This is a genomic window from Emticicia sp. C21 (assembly GCF_003418935.1).
Taxonomy (GTDB): Bacteria; Bacteroidota; Bacteroidia; order Cytophagales; family Spirosomataceae; genus Emticicia.
Map to the genome: position 1 here is coordinate 82,373 of NZ_QVMT01000016.1, position 14,910 is coordinate 97,282.

Sequence of the window (14,910 nt, forward strand, 5' to 3'; positions counted from 1 at the left end):
TTGATTAAATTATAAATCAGACTATTTCTTTAATATATACTCTCCTCTGATAGGATAATGATCTGAATACGGAATATCTGAATAGGTTTTGAAGTTTTTGATTTCAAAATACCGGTCGTCAAAAAATTGATTATCTATCCGTAAGAAACCTGGTGAACGATGATAGGTAAAACCGAACCCTTTCCCTTTTTCTTCAAACGAATTCTTAAGGTATTTAAGCGTTCTACCATAAGTGTACCCGTAAGGTACCTCATTGAAATCGCCAGCTAAAATAATTGGATACGGACTATTTTTTATCCATAATTCCAGTTCAATCATCTGAATGATTCGGTCACTAAAGCCCTCTTTTAACTGGTGGTAAATGGTTTTGGCTTCTTTTTTGGCCTTCTCTTTATCGTCTCCTGCATCCAATACTCTGTTTACCCGAACGCCCATTGATCGCAATTGGATATTTATCACTCTTATGGTATCTTTTCCTATCACCACATCTGCAGATAAAAGCCCATTATGGTTAATTGACCAATGTTTTTCTTCTTTTCGGATAATTGGGTATTTTGAGAAAATGGCCAGACCTATTGAGCCTTGCCCCTTATCATTGCCGGGCGTAGAATGCACATAAGTATAATAAGGATGCGTTCTTCTGAATTTCTGAATCATCCGGAATTGCGGAATATAGTCGACATTAAATAGTTCCTGTACAATCTTAATATCTGCATCTAAACCTGTAGCTGTATTAATTAGTTTAATGGCATTAGCAGAATCACTCCTCATCGTGTAGCTTTCAATATCACACCACATCAGATTATAACAAAGTATAGAAATAGCTTTTCGCTTATCGTCTTCATTCGTACTATGCCAGGTAAAAGTGCGCAGTAGTAGTGGAAAGCCGATTAATAAGATACCAATAGAAATAAAAACTCTTCGTGATTTTCTAAAAGCCCAGAGAATGATAAAAAAGACGTTTCCGGCAAAGGCCAGTGGCAATGATAGCATCAGAAAACCACCGAGCCAATGCTTTACACTTACCGAATAGCTCAATTGATACACTAATAATGTATATAGTGCCAACATCATATTCAGGAAGAATAAGAATCGCTTCAAAAAAAGTCTGATGAGTTCCATCATGCCATTTAAACAGAGACAATCAGGATGTAAATCCTGATACGGCCTGAATAGTTTTTTGCTTTTTCGTGATATAGTTTAACTAAATAAACAGATTCCTAAAAATAGTTGCTTCTTGTGAAAACGAAAAACGATAGATTGAATTAAATATTGAATTGTTTGAAATATTATTGTCAGACTAAAAATATTATAATTATTCTCGACATTTATAGGACTATTTTTATAAAAAAATCCCGGATATATTACTTTTCCTATTTGGGTACTCTGTACAAGTTAATTCTAAGCTTTACCTATTCATAAAATAGTCTTATTTTTTCGGATTACTTATCCAAAATATCAATAAATAATCCAAATTGACAATATATAACTGATAGATTAGAAATTGTACTCGACTAGGATAAATTAAATACATAAGGTATATACGGTCTATTGGCTAAATAATACTATCCAGAGAAATTAAATTATAAAATTCCTGTGCATTTACCATTTGTATAAAAGAGACGTTGACAATCAAACAAAAAACCCCTATTAATGAAATAAGGGCTTTGAGCTTTTTCATAATTTATAGTACGTAGACAACTGTTTATAGAGCAGTTGCAAAAATTGTGGTGGATTCCAGAATAAAGTTTTTAATCAATCATTTTCGTCTAATTCAAATATTTCTTCTACTGTTTTCCCAAAAATTCTAGCGATTTTCATTGCCAGTACTGCAGAGGGCACGTATTTATTGCTTTCAATAGCGTTTATGGTCTGGCGGCTTACATTAATACGCTCGGCTAAATCGGCTTGCGTAATATCAAGAATAGCCCGTTCGATTCTGATTCTGTTTCTCATGGCTTCAATTATTTTGTAATTTACCGTTCGTCTCAAAAGAGGGCTTAATAAATAATATGTAATGAAATCTGATAATAAACAATATCAGCGGAGTGAACATGTTATATACAATAACACTGAAGAAAGCCATTCCATGAATGAAAATAATGGCAAGAATTAGTAGCGCAAAATTGAGGTAAATAGCCCATTGCAAAGATTCTAAACGGGTTTTAGACACATACTCATCTTCAGTTTTTACCCTTGAGAAAGCTATGAAAAGTAGACCTACAATTGTGCCTATGGCAGCAATTTCATCGGTCAGGTTTAATTGGGTCACCTCGTCATTGAGGTGAGTAACTGAATTTGAAATTGTTAGCGTGTCAGAGAAAACATACTTAAATGGAAGATTTATTGTCAGAAAATCGAAGTAGAAATCACCGATTAAAACAAATAAGCCTAAAATTAAAGATGGAATAGCCAGCAGCCATCCAATTAGTTTGTAACGATGGGGAAATAAGAATCTTGGTTCCATAATTTTGTAAGTTTTTGTTTATGTAAAATATAACGCACCAAAAGTAAAATAAACTTTACATTTTGACAAATTTATTTGATATAATTTTTCAAAAAATTTCATTCAATTACTGATTATGATTTTTATCAGCTTTTCATGAACACATCTTCCGTATCTTTGCAAAAAAATTCAGTATTGATGAATGATATTCAGAATAGAGCGGATGTAGAACTTTTGGTAAATAGTTTTTACGAGAAAGTACATAAAGATTTTGACCTCGCTCCTGTTTTTATAATGCCAGAAGAAGAATGGGACAGACATATTACAAGAGTTGTAAATTTCTGGGAAAACTGGCTTTTTCAGACAGGTAGCTATAATGGAGGTATGATGTGGGTACACATGCAAGCAAACCAAAAACATGGGCTGACCACCGAACGCTTTGAGCGTTGGCTAGCGCTATGGTTTATGACAGCCGATACGCTTTTCAGTGGCCCAAGAGCAGAGTTTGTGAAGAGCAAAGCCTTAGAAATTGGCCAGATTATGAATGCAAAAATGAATAGTGGTTCTTAAGGGCGTCTTTATGATTAGCTTTAGAAAAAAAATAACAACTAAAATTGTAACCTTATAAAGTCATTCCTGTTTGAGCGGGATTAAAAATCGCGGAGATAATTCTGATTTAAGGGAGAGTATTTCAGTTTTTTAATCGCGTGAGTTTAAATGATAGGATGCTTTTTGGGCGCCCGGCTAGGGTTACTTTTTTGCAGCGACAAAAAAGTAACAGCCCGGGATTAAGAGAATACGAGAAATATCTATATAAAATTAGTCTTTCTTAAATAGAAGTTTCAGTCAATGATTTAAAAAATCGTGATACCATTATAATTCTATCATCAACTTAACCATCTCTTCAAGGTACCTTCTTACTTTGCGGTCGGCACCGTCGGAGTAGCGGTTGATGATAAAGGCAAAAGACATTAATTCTCCATTATTAGCTGTGTAGTAGCCAGAAAAGGCTCTAGTATTAGAGATTGAGCCGCTTTTTGCTCTTACGTTTCCTACAGCCTTTGAACCTTTTGCTAAATTCTGTACTGTGCCGGTAATGCCTACTACAGGAATAGAGGCATAAAAATCATTAAAGGCACTATCCCTTCTCATCATAAATAAAATATCAACCAAATTATTGGCTGTTAGCACCCCAGATGGTGATAGTCCGCTTCCGTCACGTATCATAAAGCCTTGTAAATCAACACCTTTTTGAGCCCATAAGAATTTTTCAGCTTTTACACCTGCCTCAAAACTGGCATCTTTTGAGAGAGTATATCCTACAGTTTTCAGAAAAGCATCTGCATATAAATTGATACTTTGGAAATTACAATGCTGTGCTAAAGTAGAGATAGTGGGTGAGTCGTAACTTAAAATCAGATTCCGTTGCTTAGGGCTATCTTTAAACCTTGCTTTGAAATTCTGATAACTGATTACTTCGTTTGTTACTTCTCCTTGTAACTCCTGAAATTTTCTTTGTACATAAAAAGCCAGAAAATAAGCAGGGTCAGGCAAAGAACCTTTTACAACAAAATCAGATGGGCCGATAGGCACCGTTCCTTCTGAAATGATGGTATTGCTGAACGGAGTATTATACACAATAACATTATCACCAGAACCTCTTTCCCCAGTTTTTACCTTATTAATACACGTAATATTAGGGAGCATTGGTGAGAGTCTTAATACAGGTGCATCTTCATTCAAGGATTTACCTGGTTTAAAATGAATTTCATATAGATTCTCATTAATATTGAGACCGCTTACCCCAGCGCCATAATAATTGCCAATATCTCCCCACACCCATGAATTAGCTATGGAATTATCGGGAAAAATACTTCCATCACCAATAATAAAGCCCTCTATCCTTTTGATACCAAATTCCTTTATCTTTTTTGCGAAAAGATTAATTACCTGCTGAAAATCCAAACCTACTCTTGATGAACCTAAAGAGGGGTCACCTGTGCCTCTGATATAAATATTTCCTTTGAGTACACTATCAGCTATCATACCATCATACTCTACAAAAGTCTGGTAACGGTAGTTTGGACCTAAAACAGAAAAGGCCGATGCCGTTGAAACTAATTTAAGCGTAGAGGCAGAGTTGACTGATTTTCGGGCATTAAACTGAATTTTATATTCACCTGTTTGCGTTGACCTGATAGAAGCGGCTACTACGCCTGTCTGAATTTCGTTATCATTCTGAATGCTATCTAAGAGTTGTTGAAACTTTTCCAGAGGAGAACTTAGTTGTAGTAGAATAAATAAAAATAGCTTCATAGAAACGATACAGGTTAAAGGCAAGGAGTTTTGATAAAAACGAATTTAAAGGAAATGCCTAGCAAAAAAAAGATTTCTTTCCTTAATTTGTGACTGAATATGAAGCAAAATCTATTCTGCGTTCATATTTTTAATATTTTGATAGCATTTTCGTATGAAAATAACTTTTTGGGGAGCGACAAGGCAGGTGTCAGGTAGTATGATTCTACTTGAGTTTGATGATGAATATAAAGTTTTGATTGATTGTGGTACTGATTTAGAAAGAGAAAATAACCCCGAAAAACCTAAGTTTGAATATGGCATTTTTCCATTCGACCCCTCATTAATCAACTTAGTTATTCTTACACACGCTCATATAGACCATTCAGGTCAGATTCCGAATTTATATAGAGAGGGCTTTGAGGGTCAGGTTTTATGCACAAAACCAACGATGGATTTAAGCGAACTGCTTTTATTGGATGCGGCTTCATTAAATCAAAGAAAATTTAAGCTGATTCATGACAGCAAAAAGCGCTCAAAAAAGAGGAAAGATGTAGACTCAAGAGAGCTATATCTGGAAAGACAGGTAAAAGAAGCGATGGACAATTTTGTCCCGATTGCTTTCGACCAACGCTTTAAATTTAAAGACGACGGGTTTGTTACTTTTATCCCGGCAGGCCATTTGTTAGGTGCAGCACACTTATATATTGAATTCTGGGAAAATGGGGAGAAAAAGACCTTAGGTTTTTCAGGTGATATTGGTCGTAAGAACTATCCTTTGCTGATAGATCCTCAACCACTTCCGGCTGTCGATTACCTGATTACTGAAACTACCTACGGCGACCGCCATCATATAGACGAAGATGAAGCCGAAAATATTTTGGCAGGAATCATTCAAAAGGCCTGTATTGATGTACCTGGGCGTTTGATTATTCCATCTTTTAGTGTCGGGCGTACACAGGCTATGCTTTACACATTGAATAAACTCTATACAGAGCGTGGCTTTACCCCTATTAAGGTTTTTACGGATAGTCCATTAGCAAAGGCTAGTTCGAGGGTATATGAAAGGAGTATAAAACTGCTTAATAAGCATGCAAGGACATTCCATGAAGAAAATGAATCTTTGTTTGATTTCGAGAATCTGATATATTTGGAGTCGAATCAGGCAAGTAAGGCTGTTTCTAATCATGCCGAGCCATGTATTATTATTTCCGCTTCAGGCATGATTCAGGGCGGAAGAGTAGAACACCATATTGAAGCTAATATCAGTAATCCTTATGCTACTATTCTGATGGTTGGCTATGCCAGTGAGGGTACTTTAGGATGGAAATTACTGAATGGTGAACGAAAAGAATTAAGCATCAGGGGGCAGAAACACCCTGTAAATGCGACTATTTTAAGAATTGATGTATTTAGTGGACACGGAGATTTCAGAGATTTAACTAATTTCGTGGCAGCTCAGGATATAAATAAAGTTAAAAAAGTATTTCTGGTACATGGAGAGCATTTAACCATGCAGAATTTTAAAACTACACTTGAACAAAAAGGGTATAATCAGATTGAAATACCCGATAAAGGACAAACTTACGAAATTTAATAAAAGCCCATAAAGCTGATTCGTTTATGAGAACTCTTCTTGATTTTGAAAAACCCATTGCGGAGCTTGAAGCAAAGCTTGACGATATGCAACGCTTAGCCGATGAGAACAATGTAGATGTGAGAGATGCTGTCAGGAGCCTTACTGAAAACATTCTCAATTTGAGAAAAGAAACTTTTTTAAATCTTACGCGCTGGCAAAGGGTACAATTATCACGCCATCCAGACCGCCCGTATACTTTAGATTATATCGAAAAAATATGCCAGGAATTCCATGAATTACATGGCGACCGCACAGTAAGAGACGATCCGGCTATTGTAGGTGGGTTTGCAGATATAGATGGAACAACTGTTATGTTGATTGGACAACAAAAAGGACGCAAAACGAAAGAAAGACAGTACAGAAACTTTGGCATGCCGAATCCTGAGGGATATAGAAAGGCTCTGAGGTTGATGAAACTGGCAGAAAAATTTAATAAGCCGATTGTTACCTTAATTGATACTCCAGGTGCATTCCCGGGTTTAGAAGCTGAGGAACGTGGACAAGCCGAAGCCATTGCACGTAACCTACGTGAAATGTGTGTACTGAAAGTACCTGTTATCTGTATCATCATTGGTGAAGGTGCTTCCGGTGGGGCTTTAGGTATTGCCATTGGTGATAGAGTATTAATGCTGGAAAACTCATGGTACTCTGTAATTTCTCCTGAAAACTGTTCTACCATCTTATGGCGTAGCTGGGATTATAAAGAACAAGCTGCCGAAGCTTTGAAGCCTACTGCAACGGATATGTTGAATAATAAGCTTATAGACGGGATCATTGAAGAACCACTGGGTGGTGCACATCTTGATTGGGATGATATGTCGAATCGGTTAAAAGAAAGAATTTTATCAGAAATTGCGGAATTGGAAAAAGTTTCTCCACAAGATAGAATAGATGCCCGTATTGAGAAATTCTGCTCAATGGGATTCTTTGAAGAAGCATAAGCATTAGCTGGTGAAATATGGAGAGCGAGTAACGGTTAAAACTGTTACTCGCTCTTTTGTTTAATCCATTAGAAGTTTTAATACGTAAAATAACATTTCCTCTATGTCATCATTTTATTAAAGAAGTAATGCATAACTTAGTATTCTAAATTTGCTTTGACAGACAAATCTTTATTGTTTATGAAAAAGTTTTTATTTACACTAACTATTATTTGTTTTTTTCTTAGTTGCAAAAAGACACTTGAATGCTGTGTTTTGGTTGATACCTTCGTTGATATTTCAGTTATCGAGAAAGCAACTAAAAAAGACCTATTAAATCCTATTGTCGAAAACCATTATGACATGAAAAAAGTAATCCTGGAGTTTTCGTCCTTCTCAAATCAGAAAACAGGCATTGAAGCAATTCAATATAGTAAGCCATTATTTTTCCAGAAAGGAGAAATATATTACCTTAGAATTTTTCCGACCACCTCTGAACCTGTAGCTGAAAAGAATACCGTAACTATTTACTGGAACGAAACAAACGTAGATAAAATAACCTTTCATTTAAATTTTGCCAATGGAAACACACTTACAGAAAAGATACTAATCAATGATGAATTAAAATGGGATTTGTCTAAAGGTTACAAGGAAATCACAATTTTAAAATAAAATTGTTTCTATATCTTAGACACTATAAATCTACTGTATTTGACTAACTATCATTTTATTAGAGATAATTTAGAAGCTTAATCGTATAGCCTGAATTTATTATTCGTCTTATTTTTTTGTTTTCTAAGCCTTATTCCACAAAATATTTAGAAAGTGTCAGACGTTTAACAACAGTTTGACACTTTTTTATTGCTCCATTTCTACCATCAAAATCTGTATGAAATTCAAAGCCGTTATTTTTGACTTCGGAAACGTAATCATTAACATTGACATCCCTCGTACTTTTCAGGCTTTTGCCAGTCTCACTGGCAAAAGGCAAGTAGTTATTGAAAAACTTGTTCTGGAAAATCAGTTATTCAGACGCTATGAAACCGGGCAATTTACTGATATTGAGTTCAGAGAAATTGTCAGGCAAACCGTTGGCTTCCCACTAAGTGATATCGAAGTAGATAAAGCCTGGAACTCTCTTTTGCTGGATATTCCCCAAAGACGAATTGACTTATTGATAGAAATCCGTAGAAAATACCCTATTTATCTTCTTAGCAATACCAACAGTATTCATATTGAAGCCTCTAATTCTTACTTAAAGAAAACCTTTGGTTATAGACACCTTGATGAGTTATTCGACCAGTTATTTTTATCTTATGAAATTGGCATGTGGAAGCCAGATACTGAAATTTATCAATACGTATTAGATGAAATCAACCTCAAGCCACATGAGGTATTGTTTTTTGACGATAATCCACATAATATTCAATCAGCAAGTGCCCTGGGTATGCAAACAATTCTGGTAGAACCCCCAACTTGTATGACTGAATATTGTAAAACGATTTTTTAAATCGTTTCTTTGTATCACAATTATACTTAGCTAATGAAGCAAAACCGAACATTACTTATACAAATTACCCTCTTTGTCGTTACGCTTATCACCACAACAATTACAGGAGCCGAATGGATTTTCGGTAATTCTTTCTTTTTCGGAACGAATACGATGGGTTGGCATGAATTGGTCCAAGGTCTTCAGTATTCTATCCCATTTTTAGGTGTCCTAACCATCCATGAGTTCGGGCATTACTTTGTAGCAAGAAAACACAAAACAGACGTAACGCTTCCTTTTTATATACCTCTATGGCTGGGTGGCCTTAGTTCTACATTTGGTACCCTGGGTGCATTCATCCGTATCAAAGAGCGCATCCAATCAAGAGTAAAATATTTTGATATAGGCATTGCCGGGCCATTAGCTGGATTTGTGGCAGCCTTATTTGTCCTTTGGTATGGTTTTACCCACTTGCCAAGCCTTGACTACGTTTTTAACCTGTTCCCTCAACTCAACCAGTATGGAATGGAGTATGGCAAGTTTTTAGAGACTACTCCTGACTACGTATCTATTAAATTAGGAGATAGCTTACTATTTAAGTTTTTTGAAGATTATATAGCTGTAGGTGATCTACCTCACCCTTACTTATATACAAATTATCCTATTATTTTTGCGGGATATTTATCCCTCTTCTTTACAGCATTGAATCTCTTCCCAATTGGTCAGCTAGATGGAGGACATATCCTTTACGGTTTAATTGGCGACAGAGCTTTTAATATTGTTTCTCCTATCTTATTTACTGGTTTTGTCTTTTATGCCGGTTTAGGACTGTTTAAGGTTGACGAGTTTTTTGTTTTTGATACAGACATTGTCTGGAAATTTGCCCTTTATATTGGGTTTACCTACCTATGCTTTTCGAGAATTTCGGAAAATTTGATGACAAATTTGCTGATAACCTTTAGTGTTATTGCGATTCAGTTAATATTCTCCTATTTTTACCCCACAGTTGAGGGATATTCAGGATTTTTAGCTTTTGGCTTAATGATTGGCCGTTTCTTAGGAATCTACCACCCTCCAACCTACGACAAGCAACCACTTACTTTAGAAAGACAGATTTTGGGTTGGCTTGCACTGTTAATTTTTATTTTGTGCTTTACACCAAAGCCGTTTACAATTATACAAAATGCTTAGTTGGCTATCAAAATCCATTTTCAGATTAGCGGGATGGAAAACAATTGATAATCTCCCACCTGATCTAAAAAAGGGAATTTTGGCAGTGGCACCTCATGCAACCTGGTATGACTTCCTGGTTGGTGTAGGTGCTCGTTCTGATTTAGGCAAATCAATCAAGTATTTAGGTAAAGCCGAACTGTTTCGCCCGCCTTTTGGTTGGTTATTCAGGGCATTAGGTGGTACTCCTGTTGTACGCTCGCATAGCACTAACTTTGTTCAGCAGGTAGCCGAGACTTTTAACAGACATGAAAGACTTCTGGTAGCTATTGCTCCCGAGGGCACCCGCAAAAATGTAGGAAAGCTGAAAACAGGTTTTTACTATATGGCACATGAAGCAAAAGTACCTATTATTATGGTAGGTTTTGATTATCCAAGAAAAACCGTTTTTGTTGAAAAACCATTTTATACCAGCGGAGATTTTGAGGCAGACATGAAAAAATATTTCATCCCTTTCTTCAATCAGATTGAAGGTGTTAAAAAAGATTGGTTAGCCAATTATGAAAAAGGGGATTTTTAATAGATAGATTAATCAGTTAGTACAAAATTGGCAATGAAGAAACAGACGCAATCAATAAGAATTCAAACTAAACGTTCACAATATAGAGAACATTCTACCCCATTATTCCTGACAAGTAGTTTCTGTTTTGAAGATGCGGCGCAAAGTAAAGCAATTTTTGATGAAACATTAGAAGGCAATCTCTATTCACGTTTTTCAAATCCATCAGTACAAGAGTTTATTGATAAAGTTTGTATGCTCGAAAACTGTGAAGAAGGTCTGGCAACTGCTACAGGTATGGCTGCTGTATTTGCGGGCTTTGCTGCACACTTGAAATCTGGTGATCATGTGGTTTCATCCAGAGCTTTATTTGGTTCTGCGCATCAGATTCTTACGCAGATATTATCTAAATGGGGGATCACTCATACGTATTTAGATGCAACGGCTCCTGAAAGTGAATGGGAAGCGGCGGTTCAGCCAAATACTAAAATGATATACCTGGAAACACCATCGAATCCGGGCTTAGAACTGGTCGATATGGCGATGGTTGGGCGCATTGCTAAAAAACATAATCTGATTTATTATGTAGATAATTGCTTTGCTACACCTATCATTCATACACCAACTGATTATGGTGCTAACCTGATTGTACATTCGGCTACGAAATTTATGGATGGACAAGGCCGTGTATTGGGAGGAGTTATTACAGGGACAAAAGAATTGATGGCTCCGATTCGTTTCTTTTGCAGACATACAGGCCCCTCAATGTCACCATTTAATGCATGGGTATTATCAAAGAGCTTAGAAACCCTTGAACTCAGAATGGAGAGACATTGTGAGAATGCAATGAAGCTGGCTAAAGCACTGGAGAAAATGGAGGGGATTGTAAACGTGAAATATCCGCATTTACCTTCACATCCGCAATATGAACTAGCTAAAAAGCAAATGAAAGCTGGTGGTGCAATGGTAACCTTTGACCTGGAAGGTGGCTTTGAGCGTGTCAATCGTTTTACACAAAAACTAAAAATTGTTTCTATATCCTCTAATCTGGGAGATTCGCGTACAATTATCACGAATCCTAATACTACCACGCATAGCAAATTGCCGAAAGAAGATAAGGCAAAATTGGGTATTACAGAAGGATTAATCCGGGTTTCGGTAGGTTTAGAAGATATAAACGATTTAATTGCAGACTTTAAACAAGCAGCTAAAAAGAGTATGTAATAAGCACCATGACTGTTGAACAACAATATATTGCAGAGATAGTTAAAGCTGAAAACATCAGAACTTTCACAGTTTTTAATAAACTGACTAATACCCTTTTATTTGAGAAATCGCAGGCGCAGGAAGAAATTCTATTGCTTAAAACTCAGATAAATACACTCAGTAAAATCATTAAAGAGAAGGATGAGGAGATAAAGAAATTGAAAATAAAGCAAAAAAATCAAGATTTTATTGAAAAAAACAAAGAAATTAAAAAAGAAAGTGTTAAAATTGTAGCTAGTAAAGTACGACAGTCTGAAGAAAAGGCTCAATTGAAGAAACTAATAGAAGATTTAATACAAGAGATTGATGTGTGCGTTGAGTTGCTGAACGAAGAATAATTTAACCTAAAAAGCCCTTGAAGGTGTTTCAACAATGGCAGATAGTGAAAAAATAGAAATCAATTTAAGGGTACTACAAAGAGTAGTTACACTTAAGATTCAGCCAGAGTTGGAGCCTTATTTCCGCAATGCGGCTACCTTTGTCAACCAACGCCTTAATTTTTATATGAAAAAAAATGAGGAAGGTGATATGGATTTTTTGGACTTCCTGATAATAGTTGCCATTGAAGGAGTAGTTGAAAACCAAAAAAATCAGGATAAATACCTTTTGCTGCAACAAGACCTTGATAAAAGGTTAGAAGATCTCAGCAATCGCCTTACACTCAACTAATATTCTACGTTTCTTCATCAAAGCTGTTCTGCTTATCTGTCGATCAAATCATTTTTGATAGGGTTTTGTTTGGGCTGTTGTCCCAGTATAGCCGGATTCTATATAGCAAAAATGGTTTTTGTTTCATTCTTAATTTTTAAAAACATATAAATTGATGTCACAAATCATCACAATGCTCGCCTCAGACCTGTTAGCTTTGGTAATAGGGTTCTTTGTAGGTAGAGCATTCATTAAGAAAACTTTCCAAAGCAAAGAGGCCGAAGCCGAAGTACGTGTAAATGAATTACTTAAAAATGCCCAACAAACAGCCGAAAACCTTAAAAAAGACAAGATTTTAGAAGCAAAAGAACACTTTTTGAAGTTGAAAGCAGAGTTTGATGAAGATGCCAATAAGCGCAAAAATTTCATCATTCAGAATGAGCAGAAAGTAAAACAAATGCAGACACAGGCTGCCCAGATGTTAGAGCAAAACAAGCGTAGAGAAACTGAATTAGATACTTTACAACATAAGCTCAACGAACAGATTGAGGTAGCAAATAAGCGTAAGGAAGAAGCCGAGCGAATGCTAGGCCAACAGGTAGAACAATTAGAAAAAATTGCCAATCTGACTGCTGATCAGGCCAAACAACAATTGATTGATGCCCTGAAAGGAGAAGCCGAAACAAAAGCCTCTTCATATATCAAACAAACAATTGAAGAAGCGAAGTTATCGGCAACCAAAGAATCCAAAAAGATTATTATTGAGACCATCCAACGTACTGCGTCTGAGCAAGCCATCGAAAACTGTGTATCAGTATTTAATATCGAAAGTGACGAGGTCAAAGGTAAAATTATTGGTCGAGAAGGCCGTAATATACGTGCTTTGGAGGCTGCAACAGGTGTTGAGGTAATTGTAGATGATACCCCAGAGGCTATCGTAATTTCAAGTTTTGACCCTGTCCGTCGTGAGATTGCCCGTCTGTCTTTACATCGTTTAGTGCAGGACGGTCGTATTCACCCGGCTCGTATCGAAGAAGTTGTAGGCAAAACCAAAAAAGATATTGAGAACGAAATTGTAGAAATTGGCGAGCGTACCGTTATCGATTTAGGAATTCATGGTTTGCACCCAGAACTGATCAGAATGATTGGTAGAATGCGTTTCCGTTCATCCTATGGACAAAACCTTTTACAACACTCACGCGAGGTAGCTAAAATGTGTGCTACTATGGCGGCTGAATTAGGTCTGAACGCTAAACTGGCCAAGCGTGCAGGTTTATTGCACGATATTGGTAAAGTATGGCACGAAGAACAAGAATTACCACATGCCTTGTTAGGGATGGAGTTGGCTAAGAAGTATAAAGAACATCCAGAGGTTATCAACGCCATTGGTGCTCACCACGATGAAATTGAAATGACATCAATGATTTCGCCGATCGTTCAGGTTTGCGATGCCATTTCGGGTTCTCGTCCGGGTGCCAGACGTGAAATGATGGAGTCGTATGTACAACGTCTACGTGATTTGGAAGACCTGGCATTATCGTTCAATGGTGTTGAAAAATGCTATGCGATACAAGCCGGACGTGAATTACGTGTAATTGTAGATTCTGAAAACGTAAATGATGAAATTGCCAGCAAAATGTCGTTTGACATTTCACAGCGCATAGAAAAAGAAATGCAGTATCCTGGACAAATCAAGGTAACTGTGATTCGTGAAATGCGTAGTGTTGCTTATGCGAAATAAGGTTAATAAATAGATTTTATAGAAAGGCGTTGTTTTACAACGCCTTTTTTTATTGTTTACCTACAAGAGTTTATTCAATGACCCTTTACCGAGATTTACTTCTTTACTTTCCTTTTAAATAATTACAAAAGGTTAGTAGTATTACTTCGCTTTTGAGACTTATCATGGACGTAAAATACTTCAGGCCTTGGTGGGAAATATTCACTCCAATTAAGTTCACAGATCTTCCTTATTAGATTAATCAGTTCAGAAAAATCAACAGGTTTAACAATATAAAGATTCGCCCCGGAATTATACGCTTTTTCAATTCGGGAAGGGGCAAAAGAATCTGTAAGAATAATACAAGGTGTCTCTTTGAGCGATTTATTGCTCCTGATTTTCTCTAAATAATCCAATCCATCCACCACTCCCAGTTCTATATCAATAATAATTATATCCGGAAGTAAGTTCTGAATTAAATGTATGTTACTTTGTAATTCTTTTGCATTCTTTATGATTGTAAGCTCAGTAGGAATTATAATAGTGTCTAATGCCATTGAAAAAAGTAACTGGTCATCTTCGTCGTCTTCTATTAAAATAATTTTTACTTTGTTTGGTTTCATAAATAGCAGTCATTGAAGTTGTTTAATGTTTATGCAACTGATACTTTTTTCTGAGGATAATGATTGCAAAGGCAAAATAGTGTAATCCCAACCAATGCTTGGCATTTGTTTCATATCTAATCAGTAAGTTTTTAA

General features: G+C 36.2%; 16 protein-coding genes. 11 read left to right on the forward strand and 5 right to left on the reverse strand.

Annotated features, from left to right (window positions below):
- Nucleotides 1-21: 21 nt before the first annotated feature.
- The 3 genes from D0T08_RS24970 to D0T08_RS24980 form a co-directional block, all read right to left on the reverse strand.
- Nucleotides 22-1,125 (reverse strand): endonuclease/exonuclease/phosphatase family protein, encoded by a 1,104-nt coding sequence (locus D0T08_RS24970; protein WP_116985480.1) that lies wholly within the window; start codon nucleotides 1,123-1,125, stop codon nucleotides 22-24.
- Nucleotides 1,126-1,755: 630 nt separating this feature from the next.
- Nucleotides 1,756-1,956, reverse strand: a complete 201-nt coding sequence (locus tag D0T08_RS24975; RefSeq protein ID WP_116985481.1) for a helix-turn-helix transcriptional regulator — start codon at nucleotides 1,954-1,956, stop codon at nucleotides 1,756-1,758.
- A gap of 4 nt (nucleotides 1,957-1,960) precedes the next feature.
- A complete protein-coding gene (locus D0T08_RS24980; RefSeq protein ID WP_116985482.1) occupies nucleotides 1,961-2,467 on the reverse strand; it encodes a hypothetical protein in 507 nt (168 codons plus the stop codon).
- Between the two features lie 135 nt (nucleotides 2,468-2,602).
- Here D0T08_RS24980 and D0T08_RS24985 point away from each other — a divergent pair, with 135 nt between their 5' ends.
- A complete protein-coding gene (locus D0T08_RS24985) occupies nucleotides 2,603-3,016 on the forward strand; it encodes a group III truncated hemoglobin (RefSeq protein ID WP_229239048.1) in 414 nt (137 codons plus the stop codon).
- Between the two features lie 303 nt (nucleotides 3,017-3,319).
- Here the strand turns inward: D0T08_RS24985 and dacB are convergent, their stop codons facing one another.
- Nucleotides 3,320-4,762, reverse strand: a complete 1,443-nt coding sequence (gene dacB / locus D0T08_RS24990; RefSeq protein WP_116985484.1) for a D-alanyl-D-alanine carboxypeptidase/D-alanyl-D-alanine-endopeptidase — start codon at nucleotides 4,760-4,762, stop codon at nucleotides 3,320-3,322.
- Between the two features lie 154 nt (nucleotides 4,763-4,916).
- On the opposite strand from dacB, the gene D0T08_RS24995 reads away from it, so the two are divergent.
- From D0T08_RS24995 to rny, 10 genes are all read left to right on the forward strand, one after another.
- On the forward strand, nucleotides 4,917-6,338 hold the full coding sequence (locus tag D0T08_RS24995; RefSeq protein WP_116985485.1) for an MBL fold metallo-hydrolase RNA specificity domain-containing protein: 1,422 nt from the start codon (nucleotides 4,917-4,919) through the stop codon (nucleotides 6,336-6,338).
- Between the two features lie 26 nt (nucleotides 6,339-6,364).
- Entirely contained in the window at nucleotides 6,365-7,321 is a 957-nt protein-coding gene (locus D0T08_RS25000; protein ID WP_116985486.1) for an acetyl-CoA carboxylase carboxyltransferase subunit alpha, read from the forward strand.
- 342 nt (nucleotides 7,322-7,663) lie between these two features.
- The gene (locus D0T08_RS25005; RefSeq protein ID WP_158561343.1) at nucleotides 7,664-7,972 is read left to right on the forward strand and encodes a hypothetical protein; all 309 of its coding nucleotides are present in this window, start codon (nucleotides 7,664-7,666) and stop codon (nucleotides 7,970-7,972) included.
- 217 nt (nucleotides 7,973-8,189) lie between these two features.
- Nucleotides 8,190-8,810 (forward strand): HAD family phosphatase, encoded by a 621-nt coding sequence (locus tag D0T08_RS25010; protein WP_116985488.1) that lies wholly within the window; start codon nucleotides 8,190-8,192, stop codon nucleotides 8,808-8,810.
- 33 nt (nucleotides 8,811-8,843) lie between these two features.
- The gene (locus tag D0T08_RS25015) at nucleotides 8,844-9,980 is read left to right on the forward strand and encodes a site-2 protease family protein (protein WP_116985489.1); all 1,137 of its coding nucleotides are present in this window, start codon (nucleotides 8,844-8,846) and stop codon (nucleotides 9,978-9,980) included.
- Nucleotides 9,973-10,539: a 1-acyl-sn-glycerol-3-phosphate acyltransferase gene (locus tag D0T08_RS25020; RefSeq protein WP_116985490.1), complete on the forward strand. Its 567-nt coding sequence runs from the start codon at nucleotides 9,973-9,975 to the stop codon at nucleotides 10,537-10,539. Before D0T08_RS25015 ends, D0T08_RS25020 begins: the two co-directional genes overlap by 8 nt.
- A 33-nt stretch (nucleotides 10,540-10,572) precedes the next feature.
- Nucleotides 10,573-11,742 (forward strand): PLP-dependent aspartate aminotransferase family protein, encoded by a 1,170-nt coding sequence (locus tag D0T08_RS25025; protein ID WP_116985491.1) that lies wholly within the window; start codon nucleotides 10,573-10,575, stop codon nucleotides 11,740-11,742.
- An 8-nt stretch (nucleotides 11,743-11,750) separates the two neighbouring features.
- Nucleotides 11,751-12,122: a hypothetical protein gene (locus D0T08_RS25030; protein ID WP_116985492.1), complete on the forward strand. Its 372-nt coding sequence runs from the start codon at nucleotides 11,751-11,753 to the stop codon at nucleotides 12,120-12,122.
- Nucleotides 12,123-12,156: 34 nt separating this feature from the next.
- Nucleotides 12,157-12,453 (forward strand): cell division protein ZapA, encoded by a 297-nt coding sequence (gene zapA / locus D0T08_RS25035; protein ID WP_116985493.1) that lies wholly within the window; start codon nucleotides 12,157-12,159, stop codon nucleotides 12,451-12,453.
- Nucleotides 12,454-12,607: 154 nt separating this feature from the next.
- Complete coding sequence (gene rny / locus D0T08_RS25040; protein WP_116985494.1) at nucleotides 12,608-14,173, forward strand: ribonuclease Y; 1,566 nt, start codon at nucleotides 12,608-12,610, stop codon at nucleotides 14,171-14,173.
- A gap of 122 nt (nucleotides 14,174-14,295) precedes the next feature.
- Here rny and D0T08_RS25045 read toward each other — a convergent pair whose 3' ends face one another.
- Entirely contained in the window at nucleotides 14,296-14,775 is a 480-nt protein-coding gene (locus D0T08_RS25045) for a response regulator (RefSeq protein ID WP_116985495.1), read from the reverse strand.
- Nucleotides 14,776-14,910: the final 135 nt, after the last annotated feature.

Bases quoted from the DNA above. Each gene is read 5' to 3' on its own strand.
- D0T08_RS25025 (WP_116985491.1), top strand. From the start codon at position 10,573: ATGAAGAAACAGACGCAATCAATAAGAATTCAAACTAAACGTTCACAA.
- D0T08_RS25015 (WP_116985489.1), top strand. From the start codon at position 8,844: ATGAAGCAAAACCGAACATTACTTATACAAATTACCCTCTTTGTCGTT.
- D0T08_RS25005 (WP_158561343.1), top strand. From the start codon at position 7,664: ATGAAAAAAGTAATCCTGGAGTTTTCGTCCTTCTCAAATCAGAAAACA.
- D0T08_RS25030 (WP_116985492.1), top strand. From the start codon at position 11,751: ATGACTGTTGAACAACAATATATTGCAGAGATAGTTAAAGCTGAAAAC.
- dacB (WP_116985484.1), bottom strand. From the start codon at position 4,762: ATGAAGCTATTTTTATTTATTCTACTACAACTAAGTTCTCCTCTGGAA.
- D0T08_RS24980 (WP_116985482.1), bottom strand. From the start codon at position 2,467: ATGGAACCAAGATTCTTATTTCCCCATCGTTACAAACTAATTGGATGG.
- D0T08_RS25000 (WP_116985486.1), top strand. From the start codon at position 6,365: ATGAGAACTCTTCTTGATTTTGAAAAACCCATTGCGGAGCTTGAAGCA.
- D0T08_RS24975 (WP_116985481.1), bottom strand. From the start codon at position 1,956: ATGAGAAACAGAATCAGAATCGAACGGGCTATTCTTGATATTACGCAA.
- D0T08_RS25020 (WP_116985490.1), top strand. From the start codon at position 9,973: ATGCTTAGTTGGCTATCAAAATCCATTTTCAGATTAGCGGGATGGAAA.
- zapA (WP_116985493.1), top strand. From the start codon at position 12,157: ATGGCAGATAGTGAAAAAATAGAAATCAATTTAAGGGTACTACAAAGA.
- D0T08_RS25010 (WP_116985488.1), top strand. From the start codon at position 8,190: ATGAAATTCAAAGCCGTTATTTTTGACTTCGGAAACGTAATCATTAAC.
- D0T08_RS24970 (WP_116985480.1), bottom strand. From the start codon at position 1,125: ATGATGGAACTCATCAGACTTTTTTTGAAGCGATTCTTATTCTTCCTG.
- rny (WP_116985494.1), top strand. From the start codon at position 12,608: ATGTCACAAATCATCACAATGCTCGCCTCAGACCTGTTAGCTTTGGTA.
- D0T08_RS24995 (WP_116985485.1), top strand. From the start codon at position 4,917: ATGAAAATAACTTTTTGGGGAGCGACAAGGCAGGTGTCAGGTAGTATG.
- D0T08_RS25045 (WP_116985495.1), bottom strand. From the start codon at position 14,775: ATGAAACCAAACAAAGTAAAAATTATTTTAATAGAAGACGACGAAGAT.
- D0T08_RS24985 (WP_229239048.1), top strand. From the start codon at position 2,603: ATGAACACATCTTCCGTATCTTTGCAAAAAAATTCAGTATTGATGAAT.